Annotated in this window: 17 protein-coding genes; 13 read left to right on the top strand and 4 right to left on the bottom strand. The window is 69.9% G+C overall.

Annotated elements, in window-relative coordinates:
* Positions 1–81: 81 nt before the first annotated feature.
* The 3 genes from LY12_RS23025 to LY12_RS23015 all read left to right on the top strand — a co-directional run bounded on the left by LY12_RS23025 (position 82) and on the right by LY12_RS23015 (position 3,011).
* Positions 82–765, top strand: coding sequence for a hypothetical protein (locus LY12_RS23025; RefSeq protein ID WP_253859547.1), 684 nt, complete (start codon positions 82–84; stop codon positions 763–765).
* A 101-nt stretch (positions 766–866) separates the two neighbouring features.
* A complete protein-coding gene (locus LY12_RS23020) occupies positions 867–1,505 on the top strand; it encodes an HNH endonuclease family protein (RefSeq protein WP_253859546.1) in 639 nt (212 codons plus the stop codon).
* 258 nt (positions 1,506–1,763) lie between these two features.
* Complete coding sequence (locus tag LY12_RS23015; RefSeq protein WP_372493613.1) at positions 1,764–3,011, top strand: lipase family protein; 1,248 nt, start codon at positions 1,764–1,766, stop codon at positions 3,009–3,011.
* 102 nt (positions 3,012–3,113) lie between these two features.
* Here LY12_RS23015 and LY12_RS23010 read toward each other — a convergent pair whose 3' ends face one another.
* Positions 3,114–3,524 carry a DUF3151 domain-containing protein gene (locus LY12_RS23010; protein ID WP_253859544.1) on the bottom strand — a complete coding sequence of 137 codons (411 nt, stop codon included), beginning with the start codon at positions 3,522–3,524 and terminating at the stop codon, positions 3,114–3,116.
* 392 nt (positions 3,525–3,916) lie between these two features.
* Positions 3,917–4,945 (bottom strand): class II fructose-bisphosphate aldolase, encoded by a 1,029-nt coding sequence (gene fbaA / locus LY12_RS23005; RefSeq protein WP_253859543.1) that lies wholly within the window; start codon positions 4,943–4,945, stop codon positions 3,917–3,919.
* A 537-nt stretch (positions 4,946–5,482) separates the two neighbouring features.
* On the opposite strand from fbaA, the gene LY12_RS23000 reads away from it, so the two are divergent.
* Complete coding sequence (locus tag LY12_RS23000; RefSeq protein ID WP_253859542.1) at positions 5,483–6,793, top strand: MFS transporter; 1,311 nt, start codon at positions 5,483–5,485, stop codon at positions 6,791–6,793.
* A 94-nt stretch (positions 6,794–6,887) separates the two neighbouring features.
* Here the strand turns inward: LY12_RS23000 and LY12_RS22995 are convergent, their stop codons facing one another.
* Entirely contained in the window at positions 6,888–7,718 is an 831-nt protein-coding gene (locus LY12_RS22995; protein WP_253859541.1) for an LLM class F420-dependent oxidoreductase, read from the bottom strand.
* Between the two features lie 41 nt (positions 7,719–7,759).
* Between LY12_RS22995 and LY12_RS22990 the strand changes: the two genes are divergently transcribed.
* From LY12_RS22990 to LY12_RS22965, 6 genes are all read left to right on the top strand, one after another.
* Positions 7,760–8,701: an aldo/keto reductase gene (locus LY12_RS22990; RefSeq protein WP_253859540.1), complete on the top strand. Its 942-nt coding sequence runs from the start codon at positions 7,760–7,762 to the stop codon at positions 8,699–8,701.
* Positions 8,702–8,790: 89 nt separating this feature from the next.
* Positions 8,791–9,672, top strand: coding sequence for a short-chain dehydrogenase/reductase (locus LY12_RS22985; protein WP_253859668.1), 882 nt, complete (start codon positions 8,791–8,793; stop codon positions 9,670–9,672).
* Between the two features lie 247 nt (positions 9,673–9,919).
* On the top strand, positions 9,920–10,414 hold the full coding sequence (locus tag LY12_RS22980) for a pyridoxamine 5'-phosphate oxidase family protein (protein ID WP_253859539.1): 495 nt from the start codon (positions 9,920–9,922) through the stop codon (positions 10,412–10,414).
* Positions 10,415–10,493: 79 nt separating this feature from the next.
* Positions 10,494–11,438: an esterase/lipase family protein gene (locus LY12_RS22975; protein WP_253859538.1), complete on the top strand. Its 945-nt coding sequence runs from the start codon at positions 10,494–10,496 to the stop codon at positions 11,436–11,438.
* Positions 11,439–11,525: 87 nt separating this feature from the next.
* Positions 11,526–13,175, top strand: a complete 1,650-nt coding sequence (locus LY12_RS22970) for a sigma-54-dependent Fis family transcriptional regulator (protein WP_253859537.1) — start codon at positions 11,526–11,528, stop codon at positions 13,173–13,175.
* Positions 13,176–13,318: 143 nt separating this feature from the next.
* Positions 13,319–14,431: an NDMA-dependent alcohol dehydrogenase gene (locus LY12_RS22965; RefSeq protein WP_253859536.1), complete on the top strand. Its 1,113-nt coding sequence runs from the start codon at positions 13,319–13,321 to the stop codon at positions 14,429–14,431.
* A gap of 314 nt (positions 14,432–14,745) precedes the next feature.
* Here the strand turns inward: LY12_RS22965 and LY12_RS22960 are convergent, their stop codons facing one another.
* Positions 14,746–15,030 (bottom strand): YciI family protein, encoded by a 285-nt coding sequence (locus LY12_RS22960; RefSeq protein WP_253859535.1) that lies wholly within the window; start codon positions 15,028–15,030, stop codon positions 14,746–14,748.
* Between the two features lie 271 nt (positions 15,031–15,301).
* Here LY12_RS22960 and LY12_RS22955 point away from each other — a divergent pair, with 271 nt between their 5' ends.
* The 3 genes from LY12_RS22955 to nagA all read left to right on the top strand — a co-directional run bounded on the left by LY12_RS22955 (position 15,302) and on the right by nagA (position 17,667).
* Positions 15,302–16,015: an RNA polymerase sigma factor gene (locus LY12_RS22955; protein WP_253859534.1), complete on the top strand. Its 714-nt coding sequence runs from the start codon at positions 15,302–15,304 to the stop codon at positions 16,013–16,015.
* Between the two features lie 146 nt (positions 16,016–16,161).
* A complete protein-coding gene (locus LY12_RS22950) occupies positions 16,162–16,350 on the top strand; it encodes a hypothetical protein (RefSeq protein WP_253859533.1) in 189 nt (62 codons plus the stop codon).
* Between the two features lie 147 nt (positions 16,351–16,497).
* Entirely contained in the window at positions 16,498–17,667 is a 1,170-nt protein-coding gene (nagA, locus tag LY12_RS22945) for an N-acetylglucosamine-6-phosphate deacetylase (protein ID WP_253859532.1), read from the top strand.
* Positions 17,668–17,671 lie beyond the last annotated feature (4 nt).

The following is a 17,671-nucleotide window of genomic DNA, read 5'->3' as shown; positions in this document are numbered from 1 at the left end:
GTGGCTGTGAATACTGCTGACACTGACGTCCGTCGGTGACTGTCGAAATGCCGGTACATGAGCCTAACCGAGGGGTAATCCGTGCGTGGACTGGTACTGCTCTGCGGAGGCGCTGAGCTGGGAATTCACACCCCGGAGGGGGTCGAGGAGGCGAAACTGCCGTCGCGTCCGGGCAAGGCGGACGTCGACCCGCTGCTGGAGCCGGGCGACCAGCGGCTCGTGGTGGTCGGCGACGACGCCGACCTGTCCGCCGTGGCGCTCCGGCTGCTGCGCCGCGGCCGGCTCGACGACACCGCCGTCGGGTACGTGCCGACGGACGCGACGTCACAGGTGGCGGGTCTGTGGGGCGTTCCGGCCGACCGGGCGAAAGCGGTCGACGTCGCGCTGTCCGGCAGACCACGAGGCGTGCCGCTGGTACGTGACGACGCGGGCGGGCTGCTGCTGGGCCACGGCGTCGTGCGGCGGCCACGCGGCGTCGGCTACTGCGACGACACGGAGGCGCTGCGCGGCGAGGCCACACTGCTCGAGGTACGGCCCGACCCCGCAGCAGGAGCCGACACGGCGTCCGGCGGGCTGCGCGTCACCATCACCAGGGGCAAGTTGCTCAAGCGGCGGCGGACATTCACGGGCAGGGCTTTCCAACTGGGCGGCGCCGACGTCGTACCGGAATCCGACGGCGTGCCGTACCCGCGAGCCATGTCGCGGTGGACCTGGTACCGGCACACGCACGACTTCCGTCTGGTTCTGCCCCCGACATCGGTCTGAATCCGCCCAGGATTAACGAAATCGTTACCTCTCTCGGAGACATTCGGAAAGTCCTTCACATCGCTGGACGACCTCATGTTCCCCGCTGAGAGGTGTCTGCCATGACCCTTGCTCGCAACGTCCGCAACTCCGCCCTCGCCGTCGGTGCCGCGGCCGCACTGACGCTCCCGCTGGCGGGTACCGCCGTGGCCGAACCGCCCGGCATCCCCACTCCGGCCGAGGCCGAAGCACAGCTCGCCGAGCTGACCGTGGCCGAGGACGGCTCCATGGACGGCTACGACCGCGACCTGTTCCCGCACTGGAGCAGCCACTCCGACAACTGCAACACCCGCGAACTGGTGCTCGAACGCGACGGCGACGGCGTCGAGACCGGCAACGACTGCTACCCGACCGACGGCGACTGGTACAGCGAGTACGACGGCGATACCTCGAGCGATCCGTCCGAGTTCCACATCGACCACGTGGTTCCGCTCGGCAACGCATGGGTGACCGGTGCGTCCGAGTGGACGACCGACGAGCGCGAGGCGTTCGCCAACGACCTGTCGGCACCGCAACTCATCGCCGTGTCGGGTGACTCCAACATGTCGAAGAGCGACGACGACCCGGCGGAGTGGCAGCCGTCGGTCGACGAGTACCACTGCACGTACGCGTCGATGTGGATCACCGTGAAGCACGAGTACGAGCTGACCGTCGACGAGGCCGAACACGCCGCACTCGAGGACATGCTCGCCACCTGCTGACGACGAACGTTCTCGCCCCCAAGGGCACTTTGGTTGCACTGAATGCGACCAAAGTGCCCCTGGGGGCGCCTCACTACTCCATCAGGGTGAGTTGCCTACTGACGAGTAGGGAAACCTTGATCTCACATCTCCCCGCGGATAGAACGTGTTTTTGACAACGTCGTCATTCCCAGCTGGGGGAGCCTCATGCGAGCAGCCCGCAGGGGACGCTTCACCGCGTCCCTCGCCACCATCGCCGTATCCGCCACCGCCGCGTCGATGCTCACCGCCGTCCCGGCCGCAGCATCCCAAGCCGTATCCCAGGCCGCCGCATCCCAGGCCGCAGCATCAGGGGCCGCCGCATCCCAGGCCGCATCGTCGGCACCGGCCGCGAGCGACGAGTTCTACACGCCCCCGTCCCCGCTTCCGGACGGTGAGCCCGGAGACGTGATCCGGAACGAGGAGACCACGTTCTTCCTCGACCCGCTCAAGCTGACCCGCGCTCCCGCCGACGCACAGCGCGTCATGTACCGCAGCACCGACACCCACGGCGATGCCAACGCCGTCACCGGCACGGTGCTCACGCCGCTCCGCGAATGGGACGGCCCGGGGCAGCGGCCGGTCGTCGGCTACTCGGCGGGCACCCAGGGCATGGGCGACCACTGCGCCCCGTCGAAGGCCATGGCCGCGGGCATGGAGTACGAGGGGCTCTTCATCTCGGGCATGCTCGCGAAGGGTTACGCCGTCGCGATCACCGATTACGAAGGCCTCGGCACACCCGGCGTGCACACGTACGTCAACCGCAAGGCCACGGCACACGCCGTGCTCGACATGGTTCGCGCGGCCCGCCGACTGCCGGAGGCCGACCTGCCGTCGGACGGCCCCGTGCTCACGGCGGGCTATTCACAGGGCGGTGGCGCGTCGGCGGCCGCGGCGGAACTGCAGCCGTCGTACGCCCCCGATGTCGACCTCATCGGCTCGTTCGCGGGTGCGCCGCCCGCGGACCTGTCCGCGGTGGCCGATCGACTGGACGGGCACTACGCGGCGGCGTTCCTGTTGTTCGCCGTCGCGAGCATGCACGAGGCCTACCCGGACCTGGGCATCGAGGACATCCTGAACGAGAAGGGCCGCGAGGTGCGCGCGAAGATCGAGGAGCGCTGCACCGCCGACGGGCTGGTCGGGCACGCGTTCACCCGCACGTCCGACCTGACCGTCGACGGCAGGCCCATCGGCGACTACCTCGCCGAGGAACCGTTCCGCAGCGCGGTCGAGGAGCAGCGCATCGGCACGCTGAAGCCGGAAGTGCCCGTGTACGTGGCGCACAGCCGTCTCGACGACATCGTCCCGTACGGCCAGGGCCGAGACATGGCGCGGTCGTGGTGCGACAACGGCGCGACGGTGCAGTTCGACACGCTGGCCATCCCGACCCACGTCGGCGGCTACGCGGCCGCCTACCCGAAGGCGTATGCCTGGCTCGATCAGCGGGTCCGCGGGGAGGCCGCACCGACGAACTGCGGCGAGTTCTGACCGCTGCCGTAACCGAACGGGCCGCCGGGGTGCATCGTGCATCCCCGGCGGCCCGTTTCGCGTCGTCGGTCTTCCGCGAGCCCGTGAGTCGGACGAGTCGGCTCAGCCGAGACCCGTGGCCTCGACGGACGCCGGGTCGGAGTCGAGGAGCAGCTGCTTGCAACGCTCGTACTCGTCGGTCTCACCGAGCCGGCCGGCTGCCTTCGCGAGCGCGGCGACACAGCGCAGGAAACCCTGGTTCGGCCGGTGCGCCCACGGCACCGGGCCGAAGCCCTTCCAGCCGGAACGGCGCAGCTGGTCGAGGCCGCGGTGATAGCCGGTGCGAGCGTAGGCGTAGGCGTCGACGACCTCGTTCTCGCCGAGCGCCCGCTCGGCGAGTGCCGCCCAGGCTTCGCTGAAGTCGGGATGCTCGGCGGCGACCTCGCTCGGCTCGGTGCCCGCGTCCAGCGCGGCTTCGGCGTCGGGGCGCTCCGGGAGCGTGGTGGGATCCGGTTCGAGCAGGTTGTGCGTCATGCCGCCATTGAACCACCGAGCGGGCGGCCGCGGAGCGGCACAGGGGGCACCCGTGAACGGCGGGCGCGGCACCCCGGCAGGCGTGCACCTCGTCGAAGCGGTGCCACCAGAGCAGGACCGTCACAGAGCAGGGCCGTCGCAGGGCAACCGCGTCGGCGCCCCGGTCCGCCGTTTCAGAGCAGCAGGGACAGCGACGAGGCGACGGCCATCAGCACGAGACAGCCGACCAGAACGATCGCGACGAGACGTTTCGACATCACGCCGTCACTGTGCCTGACGACCGACCGTGCTCATCGCCATCCCCCGAACGTGAACGCCCCCAGGGGCACCTTGGTGGCGTTGAGCGCACCGAAGGTGCCCCTGGGGGCGAGAAGGCCGGGTCGACGCCGGTGTCAGAGCTTGTTGCCTGCCGACTTCAGCGCCTCGGCGGACTCGACGACACGCTGGGCCATCGCGCCCTCGGCGACCTTCAGGTAGCTACGCGGATCGTAGGTCTTCTTGTTGCCGACCTCGCCGTCGATCTTGAGGACGCCGTCGTAGTTCTTGAACATGTGGTCGGCGATCGGGCGCGTGAACGCGTACTGCGTGTCCGTGTCGACGTTCATCTTGACGACGCCGTACGACACCGCCTCGTGGATCTCCTCCAGAAGCGAGCCGGAACCGCCGTGGAACACCAGCTCGAACGGCTTGGAGCCGGCGGACAGGCCCAGCTTCTCGGCAGCCACGGCCTGACCGCGCTTGAGCACATCCGGGCGCAGCTGCACGGCGCCCGGCTTGTAGGAGCCGTGGACGTTGCCGAACGTCGCCGCGAGCAGGTAGCGGCCCTTCTCGCCAGCGCCGAGTGCGTCGACGGTCTTGGTGAAGTCGCCCTCAGCGGTGTACAGCTTCTCGTTGATCTCGTTGGAGACACCGTCCTCTTCACCGCCGACGACGCCGATCTCGACCTCGAGAATGATCTTCGCGGCGGCCGAGGCGTCGAGCAGTTCGGAGGCGATCGAGAGGTTCTCGTCGAGATCGATGGCCGAGCCGTCCCACATGTGCGACTGGAACAGCGGGTTCTTGCCGGCGCTGACCCGCTCCTGCGAGATCTCGATCAGCGGGCGGACGAAGCCGTCCAGCTTGTCCTTCGGGCAGTGGTCGGTGTGCAGGGCGACGTTGACGTCGTACTTCTCGGCGACCACGTGGGCGAACTCGGCCAACGCCTTCGCGCCGGTGACCATGTCCTTCACCTTCTGGCCCGACGCGAATTCGGCACCACCGGTGGAGAACTGGATGATCCCGTCGCTCTCGGCCTCCGCGAAGCCGCGGATCGCGGCGTTGACCGTCTCCGACGAGGTCACGTTGATCGCCGGATACGCGAACTCACCCTGCTTGGCACGGTCCAGCATCTCGGCGTAGACCTCAGGTGTGGCGATGGGCATCGTTGTCCTCCTCGGGGCGGCGTGGCATACGGCTGTGTCGTCAGCCGCATTCCCGGTCGTCTTCCGGTTGACTCGTGCTCGCGGGCGGCGCCGTCACGGTTTCGGCGCCGGGCTCTGCAGACCCGGATCCTACGAGCCACAGCCTGGCAGCACGCGGTGACACGGTGAAGCCCGGTATCGCACTCACGTGGCCTTTTTCGCAACATCGATTCAGGTTTCGATTCAGAAGCCCGCCTGCCGGTCCGATTCAGCGCACCTCACAGCAGAACGCCGGCGGACGGGCGCGCGATCACAGGGCCTCCGGTGCGGGCGCGGTAGGTCGAAAACATGCGCCCTGTTCCGTGACCGCGGACGACCGGACGCAGCGGCCGCCCGCAGCCGTCGACTCCGGAGGGCTGCCGCAGTCGCAGGAGAGCGGCGCCGACCGCGACGAAACGGCGAATCGTGGTGGTCGCGGCGGTCGTGGTGGCCACTGTCATACCCGACCAACCCTGCGCCGGATTAATATTGCTTACGGTAAACAACGAGGGGCAGGTCATGACGTCACGGATGCCAGGATCCGATTCGACGACCGCAACCGGCTCGCAGGCCGAACCCACCGGGCCGACCGACCCCGCCGACCCTGCGTCCCGCTCCGGTTCCCGCTCCCGTGAGCCGATCTGGTCCCGCGACCTCGCGCTCGTCTGGGTCGTCAATTTCTGTCTCGCGCTGGCCTTCTACGGACTCATCACGATCATGGCGGTCTACGCCGTCACACGGTTCGCCGTCTCCGATTCGACGGGCGGCCTTGCCGCGAGCATCTTCGTCGTCGGCGCGACGGTCGCCCGGCTGTTCGCTGGCGGGCTCGTCGACCGGCTCGGCAGACGCCGCATGCTGTGGGCGGGGTTGGCGTCGTGCACCGCCGTCGCTGCGCTGTACCTCGTGGCCGACTCGCTGCCGTTGCTGCTCGCGGTGCGCGCCACACACGGCGTGCTGTTCGCCGTGACGAGCACGGCCGCGATGACGCTCGCGCAGGCGCGCATCCCTTCCTCCCGGCGCAGCGAGGGCACCGGCTACTTCGCGCTGAGCATCACGCTCTCGACGGCGATCGGCCCGTTGATGAGCCTCGAGATCGTCAGCAGCGTCGGCTACGACACGCTGTTCTGGTCGATCTTCGCCACGCACGCGGCCGCCTGCCTGCTGGCACTGCTGATCACCGCGAAGGACGAGCCGAGGGAGCCCCAACCCGCCCGCGAACGCACCGCGCGGGGCGTACTGGCGGCCATGGTGCACCCGGCCGTGCTGCCGATCGGGCTGTTCATGCTGGTCATCGGCTGCGTCTACTCGACCATCGTCACGTATCTGAACTCCTACACCGCGCAGGAGGGGCTCCAGCAGGGAGCGAGCCTGTTCTTCGTCGCCTACGCGACGGTGATGTTCGTGAGCCGGTTCGTCATGGGCAGGCTGCAGGACCGGCGCGGCGACAACGTCGTCGTGTACTCGGCGATCGTGGTGTTCGCCGGCGCGCTGCTGCTACTCGGAACGGCGTCCGCGGACTGGATGATCGTCGCCACGGGCGCGTTGACCGGTTTCGGCTTCGGCACCATCAACCCCGCGTGCCAGGCGGCCGCCGTCTCGCGGGTACCGCAGGAGCAGTTCGGACTCGCGATCTCGACGTTCTTCCTGATGCTCGACGGGGGCGTCGGCCTCGGCCCGGTCGCGTTCGGCCTGATCGCCGAAGGCGCGGGCTACTCGGCGATGTTCCTCGTCCTCGCGGGCGTGATGCTGCTGAGCGCGTTGCTGTACCTCGCCGTGCACGGCCGCAGGCCGGACGCTCGCCACGGCCGCACCGCCGCGACACACGCATAGCCGCCGTTCCCCTGCCGGTCGCGTCCGCGGGACGTGCGACGGCGGCGGGAGCGGCTCCGCGTGCAAGGCCATTCCCGCCGCCGGTGGAGCGCGGTTACAGCAGGTGCTCGGCGAGCGCCCGGTAGGTGGGCAGCGGGTCGTCCTTCATCGGCAGGTTCTGAATGCTGACGTGGTCCGCACCTGCGTCGATGTGCTTCTTGATCCCCGCAGCGACGGTGGCCGCGTCGCCGTGCAGACCGAGGCGGTCGATGAGCGCGTCGCTGCCGCCGTCGTCGATGTCCGATTCGGACCAGCCGAGGCGCTTGAGGTTGTTCCGGTAGTTGACGAGGCCGAGGTACGGGTTGTTGATCGGCGGACGCGCAGTGGCGCGCGCACGTTCGGCGTCGGTGTCGAGCACGACCTTCTGCTCCGGCGCGAGCAGCACGCCGCGGCCGAGCTGCTCCCGCGCCTCGCGCGTGTGCTCGGGCGTGGTCAGGTACGGGTGCGCGCCGAGGGCCCGCCTCGCCGACAGGTCCAGCACCTTCGGCCCGAGCGCCGCGAGCGCCCTCCCCTCAGCGGGAACGCCTGCCTCGTCGAGTTGGTCCAGATAGGAGACGATCTTGTCGTACGGCTTCTGGTACTCCTGCTGCGCCTCGGGGTGGCCGACGCCGACCCCGAGCAGGAACCGGTCCGGGTGGTTGGCGGCGATCCGCAGGTAGGACGCGCCGACCGTCGGGGCGTCGTCGGTCCACATGTTGACGATCCCGGTGGCGATCGTGATCGACGACGTCGCGTCGAGCAGCTTCTCGATGTGCGCGAGGTCGCCCGGCGGATTGCCGCCCAGCCAGATCGCGCCGTAGCCGAGCTTCTCGATCTCGACCGCGAGCTCCTCGTCGACGCCGTTCCACCAGCGCCAGATTCCGTACTTGCCAAGATTCACTGCCATGCCCGTGGCAACGCCGCGCGCCCGGCCGTATGTTCCCCGGCATGCCCACCATCGCTGAACTGGACGTCTTCCCCCTGAATCTCGGCGGCAATACCTTCGGCTGGACGGCCACCGAGGACGAGTCCTTCGACGTGCTCGACGCCTACAACGCGGCAGGCGGCAACTTCATCGACACCGCGGACATGTACATGTTCCGCGCGCCGGGCAACACCGGTGGCGAGTCGGAGACGATCATCGGCGACTGGATGGCCGCGCGGGGAAATCGGGACGAGATGGTCGTCGCGACGAAGGTCGGCAAGTGGGACCGGCGGCCCGGGCTGTCGGCCGAGAACATCAGGGCCGCGGCCGAGGACTCGCTGCGGCGGCTGCGGACCGACCACATCGACCTGTACTACACCCACTTCGACGACCGCGAGGTTCCGCTCGCCGAGACACTCGGCGCACTGGACGCACTCGTCCGCGAGGGGAAGGTGCGGTATCTCGGAGCGTCGAACCATTCCGCGCCGCGCCTGACGGAAGCACTGTCCATCGCGGACTCGAACGGCTTCGCGCCGTACGTCGCGCTGCAGCCGCACTACAACCTCATGGAACGCGACTACGAACGCGAACTGGCCCCGCTCGCGGAACGGGAGAGGCTGGCGACCATGCCGTACTTCAGCCTGGCGAAAGGGTTCCTCACCGGCAAGTATCGCGACGAAACCGGCACTGTGGACAGTCCGCGCGCGGCGGGGGCGGGCTCCTACCTGGACGAACGCGGCAGGAGAGCGCTCGCCGTACTGGACGAGGTGGCGGCGGCCCACCGCACGTCGGTCACCGCGGTGTCGCTCGCGTGGCTGGCCGCCCAGCCGACGGTGACCGCACCCATCGCCAGTGCGCGGAACCGCCGCCAGCTCGACGACCTGCTCGCCTCGACACACCTGGAGCTGTCCGCCGACGAGGTGCGTGCGATCAGCGCCACCACGGTTCCCCCTACCGAGCAGTAGCCTACTGCGAGTAAGTTGCGGTACCGTCGGCGACGACGAGCACCGAGGAGGCAACAGTGACGTTCCTGTCCGGCGGCAAGGGCGACAACCTGAAGAACGTGAAGAACAAGGTCGTGCTGATCACGGGTGCAGCCCGGGGCATCGGCGCCGGCCTTGCCGAACGCCTCGCCGCGGACGGCGCCAAGGTCGCGCTGGTCGGGCTCGAGGCCGAGGAGCAGGCCAAGGTCGCCGAGCGCATCGGGCCGAGCGCACGCTCCTGGGAGGCCGACGTCACCAGCTGGGACGCTCTCGAACGGGCCACGGCCGGCGTCGTCGAGCACTTCGGCGGCATCGACATCGTGATCGCCAACGCGGGCATCGCCACCACGGGTTTCGCCCGTTCGATCGACCGCGACGCCTACGAGAAGGTCTTCGAGGTCGACCTGCTCGGGGTGTGGCGCACGTTCCGCGTGACGATGCCCCACGTCATCGACCGGAAGGGCTATCTGCTGGCCATCTCGTCGTTCGCGGCCGTGGCGCACGCGCCGGGCCTGTCGAATTACGCCGCGGCCAAGGCCGGCGTCGAGGCGTTCTGCAACAGCCTGCGCGCGGAGCTGCAGCATCTCGGCGTGAAGGTCGGCGTGGCGCACCCGACGTGGATCAAGACCGATCTCGTCGACAGCGCCGACTCGCACCCGGTGTTCGGCAAGCTGCGCACCGGCATGCCCGGCCTGATGGGCAAGACGTATCCACTCGACCTGGCGCTCGACCAGCTCACCGAGGGGGTCCGCAAGCGGGAACGGGTCATCCACGTGCCCAAGTGGGTCGGGGTGATGAAGCTCTTCCGCGCGGTTCTCCCCCCGATCATCGAGTTCGGTTCGCGGTTCCAGGGCGTGGCCAAGGCCGACGAGGCGGCTCTCGAGGACATCGCCGAGCGCGGCTCCCGCGAGTCCGCCCTCAACGGCCACGGCGGCCGCGCCGCCATCAAGTAACGAACGCCGTTGAGTGCCCCCAAGGGCACTTTGGTTGCATGTGGCGAGTACTGCCACGCGGAGCGTGACCGGTCGGGTGGCGGTGGGAGACGGGTGGGAGCGCCGAATCTTCCCCTCGCGCCACGCAGTGAGTGACGTACGCCCCATCACCACGGCTTCATGACCAGGGGAGGATTCGTCGCACTGAACGCCACCAGGGTGCCCCTGGGGGGCTCACCAGAACCGCGCCCACAGCAGGAGGACACCGTTGTCCCGCCGCGATCAGATCCGCATGTCCGGCGACGAGGTGCGCGCGTACTTCGCAGAGCAGCGCGTCATCGACGTCGCCACGATGAACCCCAACGGCAGGCCGCACCTGGCACCGCTGTGGTACTTCCCGCGAGAAGCCGGAGCCGGGGAGAACGACGGCGTGCCCGCGCTCGTGACGTGGACGTACCGCAAGTCGCAGAAGATCGCGAACCTGCAGCGCCTGCCGCAGGCCACGGTGCTGATCGAATCCGGTGACACGTACGAACGGCTCCGAGGGGTGTCGATGGAATGCGACGTCGCGTTCGTCGACGATGCCGCGGAGACCGCGGAGATCGGCACCGCGCTCGCGATGCGGTACGCCGGGCTCGAAGGGGACCCGCCCGACGACCTCAAGGCCGGCATCTCGCATCAGGCGCCGAAGCGCATCGGGCTGGTCTTCACGCCCACGAAGATCGTCAGCTGGGACCACACGAAGCTGGGCGGCACGTACTGAGGCGGCGTGTACCGAGCGCCGCGTTGCCGGTGATCGAATACGCTCCCGTCCGTCAACGGTGACGAGGCTGGGAGGCCACATGGCGCTGGGCACACGACTGCGGCGGGCCTGCGCGCTCGGCGTCGCGATCGGCACGGTCCTCGGACTCGGCACGCAGGCGCACGCCGCGGAACAAGCCGCGGAGCGGGAGCCGACCGGTCCTCCGCAGCCGAACATCGTCACCGCGCTGGCGTACTCGGCGGTCCGGCCCACGGTGATGCCGCCCCACACGAACGACTGGGGGTGCGAGCCGAGTCCCGAACACCCCAATCCGGTCCTGTTGTCCAACGGGACGCTGGTCAACTCCTATGCGGACTGGGCGGGGCTGTCCGGGAAACTGGCCGACGCCGGGTACTGCGTGTTCAGCGCGAACCTCGGCGGCGCGGAGGGCAGCCCGATCCAGACCGTCGCTCCCGTCGCGGAGACGGCCACCCAGCTCGCGGAGTTCGGCGACCGCGTGCTCGCCGCGACCGGAGCGGAGCAGCTCGACGTCGTCGGCCATTCCCAGGGCGGGATGAATCCGCGCTACTGGATCAAGTACCTGGGCGGCGAGGCGAAGATCGACCGGCTGATCGGCCTGTCGCCGTCGAACTACGGCACGGACCTGTTCGGTCTGCTCACCCTGGTGCAGCGGGTGCCGCCGCTGCGCGATCTGGTCGGCGTTCCGTTCCCCGCGTTCAACGACCAGGAGGAGCACTCCGAGTTCCTCGCCGACCTGAACTCCGGCGGTGACACGGTCGCAGGAGTGGACTACACGGTGATCCAGACGAAGTACGACGAGGTGGTCACTCCCTATTCGAACGCGTTCCTCGACCCGGCTCCGAACGTGGACAACATCCTGCTCCAGGACGTCTGCCCTGCCGACAAGACCGACCACCTGGGCATCACCTACGACCCGATCGCCGCACGGCTGGTACTGAACGCGCTCGACCCCGCCGACGCGACCCCGCCCCGCTGCCGGTTCGTACCGCCCGTGGTCTCCTGACCCGGCCGTTGACCCATTCGCGGGGCTGCATCCACCGGCTCCGAGCTGCGATGATGAACACCGGAACCACTCAGCGAGGAGTGCCCGGTGACGCTACGAGCCGAGATCGCCCAATCCTGGCGTCGCGCCGAACTGTCCGGGTTGAAGCCCGACAGTCCGGCCGACCGGCTCGCGGGCGCCGATGTCGCCGACATCGACACCCGCAGTCGCCTGCTGCGCGCGGCCGACCCCGTGTTGAACGAGATCTCGCGGCACCTGCAAGACACCCGGCTGTCGGTGCTGCTGGCCGACCGCGACTGCCGCATCGTCGCCCGCCGCTACGGCGACAGGACGCTCGAACGCGCGCTCGACGCCGTCAGCGCCGTTCCCGGCTGCCGGTTCTCCGAAGAGGTCAGCGGCACGAATTCGCTGGCCACACCGCACGAGGTGCGCCGCGGGGTGGCCGTCCACGGTGACGAACACTTCCTCGACGCGCTGAAACCGTTCACCTGCTACGGCCATCCGATCACCAACCCGGCGACCGGCAGACTCGAAGGCGTCCTCGACATCACGGGCCTGGTCGAGGACGCGAATCCGCTGCTGGCGCCGTTCCTGCTGCAGGCCGTGACCGACATCGAACGGCGACTGCTCGACGGGTCGAACCTGGCTCAGCAACGGTTGCTGGCTGCGTTCCAGGCGGCCCAGCACCGGTCGTCGGCGGTGCTCGCGCTCGGCGAGGACGTCGTGCTGGCCAACAGCGCGGCGGTGGACCTCGTCGATCCTGCCGACCATCCGATGCTCCGGGAGCTGTCCCGCACGCGGCGCGGGGTCCGGCGGGTGCGGCTGTCGTCGGGTACCGAGGTCGAGGTGCGCATGGAGGCGGTGTCGGTCAACGCGGGGATGTTGTTCGAGCTGGCACCGCTGCGGCCCGCGTACTCGGCCGCGACACGCAGGCGGACGCCCGAGAGTGTGGTGCCCGCCGACGTCGAGGACCGCCTGCGCCGCAGCGCCGTGGCCCGGCGCCGGGTGCTGATCACGGGCGAGCCCGGCACGGGACGCGGCGCGGCGACGACGGCACTGGCCGGGTCGCAACCGATCGCGCGCGCCGACGCCGGTGACGTCGCACTGGTGGGCGAGGCCGAATGGGCCGCGCGGGTCGAACGACTCGCGGCCACTCACCAGGGGCTCGTCGTGGTGCGGGACGCCCACCTGCTGTCACCGCTGGCCGTGAGCAGGCTGGCCCGGTTGCTCGACACGACGTCCGCGTGGTTCGCGTTCACCGCACGCCACGACGCGGCAGGCGAAGGCGCCGGTGAGGTCGACGCCGAACTGCTCGCGCGGCTACACCGGCGCGTCGAGCTGCCGCCGCTGCGGGCGCGCCGCGGCGACATCCCGACGTTGGCAAGGGCGGTCCTGGCGAGCGTGCACCCCGACGGCACGCCCCGCCTCACGGCAGGCGCGCTGGAGCTGCTCGCCGCGCAGCCGTGGCCGGGGAATCTGCGGGAACTGGAGACCGTGCTGACCGACGTCACCGAGGGACGTTCGGCGGGCGATGTCACGGCGCGCGACCTCGCACCGCTGTGCCCGGTGACCACCACCGCACCCGCACTGTCCGGGTGGCAGCAGGCCGAGTACGAGGCGATCACCCGCGCGCTCGCCGCGGTCGGGGGGAACAAGGTGCAGGCCGCCCGCGACCTCGGAATCAGCCGGTCCACGCTGTACAACCGCATCCGCACGCTCCACATCACCACCATCTGACGCCCGGCGACCGACGCGGGATCTCGCATGCCGCGTCCCCGCCTCGCGTGGCCGGTTGTGCAAAAGCTGCACACCCGCGCTCGTGGCGACCGGCCGACAATCGCGATGAGGCCGAGATTGCAACGGAGCAATGAGGAGTCATCGTGAAAACGAAGGCAGCGGTTCTGTTCGACGCCGGTAAACCGTTCGAGATCATGGAACTCGACCTGGACGGTCCCGGCCCCGGCGAGGTGCTGATCAAGTACACGTCGGCCGGGCTGTGCCACTCGGACCTGCACCTCATCGACAACGATCTGGTGCCGCGGTTTCCGATCGTCGGCGGACACGAGGGTGCGGGCATCATCGAGGAGGTCGGCCCGGGCGTCACGAAGGTCGCCCCCGGTGACCACGTCGTGTGCAGCTTCATCCCCAACTGCGGCACGTGTCGCTACTGCTCGACGGGCAGGCAGAACCTGTGCGACATGGGCGCCACGATCCTCGAGGGACACATGCCCGACGGCACGTTCCGCTTCCACGGGAACGGCAACGACATCGGCGCCATGTGCATGCTCGGCACGTTCGCCGAGCGCGCGACGATCTCGCAGCACTCCGTGGTGAAGGTGGACGACTGGCTGCCGCTGGAGACGGCCGTGCTGGTCGGATGCGGTGTACCGACCGGATGGGCGACCGCCAACTACAGCGGCGGCGTACGCGCGGGCGACACCGCGGTGGTCTACGGCGTCGGCGGCATCGGCATCAATGCCGTGCAGGGCGCCGCGCACGCGGGTGCGGCCAACGTGATCGCGGTCGACCCGGTGGCATTCAAGCGTGAATCGGCGTTGAAGCTCGGCGCGACGCACGCGTTCGCGACAGCCGAGGAGGCTGCGGAGAAGGTCACCGAACTGACGTGGGGCCAGATGGCCGACCAGGCGCTGATCTGCGTCGGCACCGTCGACGAGGCGGTCGTCAGCTCGGCGTTCGACGTCGTCGGCAAGGGCGGCACCGTCGTCGTCACGGGACTGGCGAACCCCGAGAAACTGACGGTGCACGTCTCGGGCGGCGTGCTGACGCTGTTCGAGAAGACGATCAAGGGCACGCTGTTCGGCTCGGCCAACCCGCAGTACGACATCGTGCGCCTGCTGCGCCTCTACGACCAGGGACACCTCAAGCTCGACGAGCTCGTCACGACGAAGTACACGCTCGACCAGGTCAACGAGGGCTACCAGGACCTGCGCGACGGCAAGAACATCCGCGGCGTCATCGTCCACGACGCCTGACAAGCCGGGCGTGGGCGCTCGCGATCACGTGAGCGCCCACGCCTGTTCCACCCGACGACCGTGGGTGTCGCGCGACGACGCCCACGGTCGCCTTCGTGTGCGCGTGGGTGTGCCGGATGCGGACCGCGACCACGGAGCAGGGGTGCGACCGAGCCGGGCTCCAGATTCCGGGGCGGCGCGGGGCCAGCGCGAGGTTCCGAGGCCGGCGCGGGCGGGCGCAAGGGGCCGGCGAGGGCCGGCGCGAGGGGAAGATTTGGGGCGGTGAGTGCCACCAAGGTGCCCTTGGGGGCGCTCGGTTGTGACACCCGTGTGGATTACTCCGACGACGGCAGCCAGGCTCCGAGGACGGGCTTCCACTCGCGGATCGTGCGCTCCGCGAGTGCACCTTCCAGGTGGTACGGGTCGGCGTCGAGCAGCGTCCGAAGTTCGTCCCGGTCGGCGGCCTGCATGACGATCATGCCTCCGACGTTGTCGTCGAGCGGCCCTGCCAGCGCCACGATGCCGCGTTCGGAGAGGTCGGCGAGATACTCCCGGTGCCGCGGCCGCACCTCCACGTACTTGTCACCGTCGTACCGCGTCTGAACCACATACCAAGTCATCCCCCGAAAATACTGTCGCGCGGAGCGCGGCGTTGAGGGGTGGCGGCCGGGCGAGGGGCCGGCCACTGTCGCGCGGAGCGCGGCGTTGAGGGGTGGCGGCCGGGCGAGGGGCCGGCCACTGTCGCGCGGAGCGCGGCGTTGAGGGGTGGCCGGGAGAGTGAGCAGGCCGTTCACGTCGGGCACATCACCTTGGCGGGAATCCTGGGTCGGGTACGCACCGACCCGATACGCTGATCACGCGGTGAGGTCCCCGGCACCGAAGGACGGTTCGATGAGCAATGCCGAGCGCGGCGCAGCAGCCGGCGGCGCCGCCGACGGCGGTGCGGCCGGTCACGCCGCTGCGGCCGGTCGCAGCGGCGCGGCCGGTCACGGCGGCGCGCCCGGCGACGAGGGTGCACCCCGTGACGGCGGGGCGACGAACGCCGTCGAGCAGACGCTCCGGCACCTGCGCACGCTCGACGCTCCCGTCGAGGAGACCTCCGACGCCCCGTCGGAGGGTCCGCTGACCCTCGAGGACCTCTACCGCCAGCACCGCATGCGCCTCGTCCGGCTGGCGATCCTGCTGGTGGACGAGCCCGCCACGGCCGAGGACGTCGTGCAGGAGGCGTTCACCGGGCTGCACCGCAACTGGGCGAAGTTGCGCGACGCGGCGGCCGCGGTCGGATACCTGCGCGCGGCGGTCGTCAACGGGTCACGCAGTGTGCTGCGCAGGCGCAAGACGGCGCGCGAGTACATCCCGCCGCATGCGGTCAACGCGCGGTCGGCCGAGAGTCTGGCGATGCTGTCGACCGAGCACCAGGCCGTGGTGAAGGCGTTGTCCCAGCTGCCGCCGCGGCAGCGCGAGGTGCTGGTCCTGCGTTACTACGGCGGCCTGTCCGAGGCGGAGATCTCCGAGGCCACGGGCATCTCGAAGGGCACGGTGAAGTCCACCGCCAGCCGGGCGCTCGAAGCGTTGCAGCGCACCATGCCCGATTCGAAACGCTGAGCGGCTCCCCGGCCGCACCTCGCCGACAGCACCCGAGACCGTCCCGCAGCCGTACCGGCCACCCGTCCCGTGGTGCTGCCGCGGGAGGCGCTGGCAGGTCCCGACGACGGAGGGAGCTCCGGCAGCTGCGGGCGCCGCGTTCGGCGGTGCACCAGGTCTACGCCGCGAGCACGGCCGGCTCGCGGCACGTGCGCAGCAAGCCGTTCACCGTGATCGACATCGAGGGCCGCGGACGCGTGCTCACGTTCACCGACGCCCGCGGCGACATCCACTGCCTGCCCGGTGCGCACGGTCACCTCGCGCAGACGTTCCTCGCGACGTGGCAGGCGATGTAGCCTTCACCGCCGCGGCTGCCCTGCTCGCATTTCGCCCACAGCGAGTGTTTCCGGTTCGGATCCGGCACGTCCGGGAAACCGCACTCACGAACACGTCACGTGTCCGCCATATGGCCGCGCGCTGGTCTGGACCAATAGGATGGCTTCGTGAGCACTCCCGACGACCGCACGTCCGAACCTCCGGACCTCGTCCTCTCCGGAGGCCGGTTCGCCCTGCCCGGCGGGGTGACCGACGAGGGCTGGGTAGCGATCACGGGGGAGCGCATCGCCGCGACGGGCACCGGGCCCGCACCGGCGGCCCGCGAGCACGTCGACGTCGGAGGCTGCCTCGTCGTCCCCGGTTTCGTCGACACCCACTGTCACGGCGGTGGGGGCACGTCGTTCTCGACGACCGATCCCGCCGACGCGGCCCGCGCCGTCGCCGCGCACCTGCGCCACGGGACGACGACGATGCTCGCGAGCCTGGTCAGCCAGCCGGTCGCCACGCTCACGAACCAGGTCGCCGCGCTCACCGAGCTGGTCACCGACGGCCTGCTGGCCGGAGTGCACCTCGAGGGCCCGTTCCTCGCCGAGGCACGCTGCGGCGCGCACGACCCGGCCGCGCTGCGCGAGCCCGACGGCGACTCCGTGTCGGCGCTGCTCGACGCGGGCCCGGTCCGCATGATCACGCTCGCGCCAGAACTGCAGGGCGGCGTCAAAGCGGTGCGGCAGATCGCCGAACACGGGGTGATCGCCGCACTCGGCCACACCGACGCCCGTTCCGAACAGCTGCGCGCCGCGGTCGACGCGGGTGCCACCGTCGCGACCCACCTGTTCAACGCGATGCGGCCGCTGCACCACCGCGAACCCGGCGCCGTCGGCACACTGCTCGACGACGACCGCGTCACCGTCGAGCTGATCTGCGACCTCATCCACGTGCACCCCGACGTCGTGCGCTTCGCCGCGCGCCACGCGGGCCCCGAACGCACGACCCTGATCACCGATGCGATGTCCGCCACCGGCGCCCCCGACGGCGACTACACCCTCGGCGCGCTGGACGTCGAGGTGCGAAACGGCGTGGCCAGGATCCCGGGGTCCGGTGCACTCGCAGGCAGCACGCTGACCATGGACGCGGCGTTCCGCAACGTCGTCGCCGACGTCGGCATGAGCATCGCCGACGCCGTCCACGCCACGGCCACGCGGCCCGCGCGATCGCTCGGCCTCGACCATGAGGTCGGCAGCCTCGCCGCAGGCCTGCGTGCCGATCTGGTGGTGCTCGGCAGCGAACTCGAAACACAGCGCGTGATGCATGTGGGACAGTGGGTCACCACGGAGTGACGCG

This window comes from Prauserella alba, from assembly GCF_024171735.1.
GTDB classification, from domain to species: Bacteria; Actinomycetota; Actinomycetes; order Mycobacteriales; family Pseudonocardiaceae; genus Prauserella; species Prauserella alba.
This window is presented reverse-complemented; position numbering and strand designations above follow the sequence as displayed.

Bases quoted from the DNA above. Each gene is read 5' to 3' on its own strand.
- LY12_RS23020 (WP_253859546.1), top strand. From the start codon at position 867: ATGACCCTTGCTCGCAACGTCCGCAACTCCGCCCTCGCCGTCGGTGCC.
- LY12_RS22960 (WP_253859535.1), bottom strand. From the start codon at position 15,030: ATGACTTGGTATGTGGTTCAGACGCGGTACGACGGTGACAAGTACGTG.
- fbaA (WP_253859543.1), bottom strand. From the start codon at position 4,945: ATGCCCATCGCCACACCTGAGGTCTACGCCGAGATGCTGGACCGTGCC.
- LY12_RS22955 (WP_253859534.1), top strand. From the start codon at position 15,302: ATGAGCAATGCCGAGCGCGGCGCAGCAGCCGGCGGCGCCGCCGACGGC.
- LY12_RS23010 (WP_253859544.1), bottom strand. From the start codon at position 3,524: ATGACGCACAACCTGCTCGAACCGGATCCCACCACGCTCCCGGAGCGC.
- LY12_RS22975 (WP_253859538.1), top strand. From the start codon at position 10,494: ATGGCGCTGGGCACACGACTGCGGCGGGCCTGCGCGCTCGGCGTCGCG.
- LY12_RS23000 (WP_253859542.1), top strand. From the start codon at position 5,483: ATGACGTCACGGATGCCAGGATCCGATTCGACGACCGCAACCGGCTCG.
- LY12_RS23015 (WP_372493613.1), top strand. From the start codon at position 1,764: ATGCTCACCGCCGTCCCGGCCGCAGCATCCCAAGCCGTATCCCAGGCC.
- LY12_RS22995 (WP_253859541.1), bottom strand. From the start codon at position 7,718: ATGGCAGTGAATCTTGGCAAGTACGGAATCTGGCGCTGGTGGAACGGC.
- LY12_RS22990 (WP_253859540.1), top strand. From the start codon at position 7,760: ATGCCCACCATCGCTGAACTGGACGTCTTCCCCCTGAATCTCGGCGGC.